Source organism: Pirellulales bacterium (assembly GCA_035939775.1).
Lineage (GTDB): Bacteria > Planctomycetota > Planctomycetia > Pirellulales > DATAWG01 > DASZFO01.
Genome location: DASZFO010000197.1, coordinates 1 through 2,095, shown reverse-complemented (window position 1 = coordinate 2,095; position 2,095 = coordinate 1). Strand labels below are relative to the sequence as shown.

Sequence of the window (2,095 nt, the reverse complement as noted above, 5' to 3'; positions counted from 1 at the left end):
GAAGCTCGCGGCCAAGCCGCGTCCGCAATTCGTCATCTTCGACCTGCGCCGGGTCGCGGCGGTGACCCGCGCCGGCGCCCGCCTGCTCGCGGAAGAATTCCGGGAGCTTGCGAATTTTCATGTCACGGTGATCCTGTCGGGTATCAAGCGCTCATCGGCAGGGTGGAAGATCGTCCGCGAATGGACCGACGGCATTTCCAATCTGCGCGACTTCTATCTGCTCGATACCGCGATCGAATGGGCCGAAGACCAGGTGGTTTATCGCCATGGCGGGTCAATCGATTTCCACGATACGACGGAGCTTTCCGAGCAGCCGTTGCTGGCGGGATTGAGCGGGGAAGAACTTGCCGGGCTCGCCTCGCTCGGCACCATCAGGAATTACCGGCCGGGCGAGAAGATCGTCACCGCCGGCGATCCCGCAACGTCGCTGTTCTTCCTTCGAAGCGGCGTCGTTCACGTCACGCTGCCCGACGGCATCAGGCTCGCGACGCTGACCGCTGGAATGGCGTTCGGCGAAATGGCCTTACTGGAGCCACGCCGCTCGGCCGATGTGCTGGCGGACGCCGCCGCGAGCGCCATCGAAATATCGATTGACGATTTCGAGCGCTTCCGCGATCACCACCCCAAGGCCAGCGAGCGCATCATGCGCAATCTTGCGCAACTTTTGGCCGATCGCCTGATCGTGGCCAATACCAAGGTCGATCTGCTGACGGCGACATAAACCGCGCCGGGCGTCGCGACAAGTTTTGCTGCCGATGTCGCCGAACAATCGGCTTCGAAGCGTCACGATCCGGCCATCAAGCCGAAAGCACAATCATCGGCATGAAGGTCCCCATGGTGCTCTCCCTCTCGGCGCTGACGCTGTTCGCAAGCGACCTGTGCGCCCGCGCCGATTCCTTCGAGGACCTCTGGCTGACGCGCATCAAGCCACCGCCCTATGGCGGCGTCGCCACCGAGTTCGACGACACGGTGGCGGCTGACGGCAAACAGCTGCATCCCTATCGGGACATGGTCTGTGCGCACATGCTTGAACAGATGGGCCAGCGGCTTCGCGTGACCAATGTTGCCAACGGCAAATCCGTCATCTGTACGGTCGCGGACAAAGGCCCGAGCCGCAAGTTCTGGCCGCGCCGCGAAATCGATCTGACACCGCGCGCCTCCAAGGCGATCGGCTGCGACGGCATGTGCGAGGTGAGTGTCGAGCGGATTGCGAGCCCCTAGCGCGGGACGCAACTGCTCGTTCGCACGATTTGTTTTGTGCCGCCTACTTTGGTGTGATTGCCGCCGACCACTCGCTTGATTTGGCCGGCCGGACAGCTGCCATCGTCCACGAGCAGCACCTGGCCTTCTCGCGTCGCCCCCATGGGCGGCCCTTTCTTCACGGTTTCGGCAAAGCAAGGACTGGAGACACTCAATACGAGTGTTGCGGCGACAAGGCCTACCGTCTTGGTCATTCTGTTAACCTGCCCCGTCAACTTTGGAAACGAGGGAACAATCGCAACGCATTGTTGCGCAGAACGGCCTGCAATTCGTCGGCTGAGAAGCCAAGCTTTTGCAGCGAACTGCCTAATTGCGCGCTAGAGAGAAACGGCTCGTCCGAGCCAAAGAGCAACTGGGAGGTCGGCAATAATTTGCGAACGCCCGCCATTCCAGGCGGGCTCAGCCCGACGCTCGCGACATCGTAGAATTGCCGTTCCAGTTCGTATTGCGGCCCTTTCGGCAGCTTGACCATTTTTTCTTCGGCTTTCATGGCTTCCGCCGCCCGTACAATACGATTGGCAATCGAGGTCAACATTCCGCCGCCGTGCGCAAAGATGAAGCGAATCTCGGGATAGCGCGCGAAAGTCCCGCTCATGAGCAGGCTGGTGATGGTTCGCGTGGTGTCCATCGGAAATTCGATGGCGGTCGGGGGCACGCCTGGAATTGGATTGGTGCAGCACGAGGTGGTGGGGTGTACAAACACCACCGCCTTGCGACGATTGATCTCGTCGAATACCGGCGCGAACTGCGGATCTCCAAGCAGCTTTCCGGCGTAGCTCGTCAACAGTCCGACGCCATCGAACCTGAGGACGTCGAACGCATGCTCGATTTCACG

At 61.1% G+C, this 2,095-nt stretch carries 4 protein-coding genes; 2 read left to right on the top strand and 2 right to left on the bottom strand.

From position 1 onward, the window contains the following. Together VGY55_12745 and VGY55_12740 are read left to right on the top strand one after the other, a co-directional pair. Positions 1-721: cyclic nucleotide-binding domain-containing protein (locus tag VGY55_12745; GenBank protein HEV2970831.1), on the top strand; the 721-nt coding region annotated here is incomplete at its 5' end. 113 nt (positions 722-834) lie between these two features. Further along, on the top strand, positions 835-1,221 hold the full coding sequence (locus tag VGY55_12740; protein ID HEV2970830.1) for a septal ring lytic transglycosylase RlpA family protein: 387 nt from the start codon (positions 835-837) through the stop codon (positions 1,219-1,221). On the opposite strand, the gene VGY55_12735 is transcribed toward VGY55_12740, so the two are convergent. Further along, the gene (locus VGY55_12735) at positions 1,218-1,454 is read right to left on the bottom strand and encodes a DUF6719 family protein (protein ID HEV2970829.1); all 237 of its coding nucleotides are present in this window, start codon (positions 1,452-1,454) and stop codon (positions 1,218-1,220) included. The two genes, VGY55_12740 and VGY55_12735, sit on opposite strands and share 4 nt — an antisense overlap. A 17-nt stretch (positions 1,455-1,471) precedes the next feature. Continuing rightward, on the bottom strand, positions 1,472-2,095 hold a 624-nt coding region (locus VGY55_12730; protein ID HEV2970828.1), incomplete at its 5' end, for an amidohydrolase family protein.

Excerpts from the sequence above, each read along its gene's own strand:
- VGY55_12740 (HEV2970830.1), top strand. The coding sequence starts at position 835 with ATGGTGCTCTCCCTCTCGGCGCTGACGCTGTTCGCAAGCGACCTGTGC.
- VGY55_12735 (HEV2970829.1), bottom strand. The coding sequence starts at position 1,454 with ATGACCAAGACGGTAGGCCTTGTCGCCGCAACACTCGTATTGAGTGTC.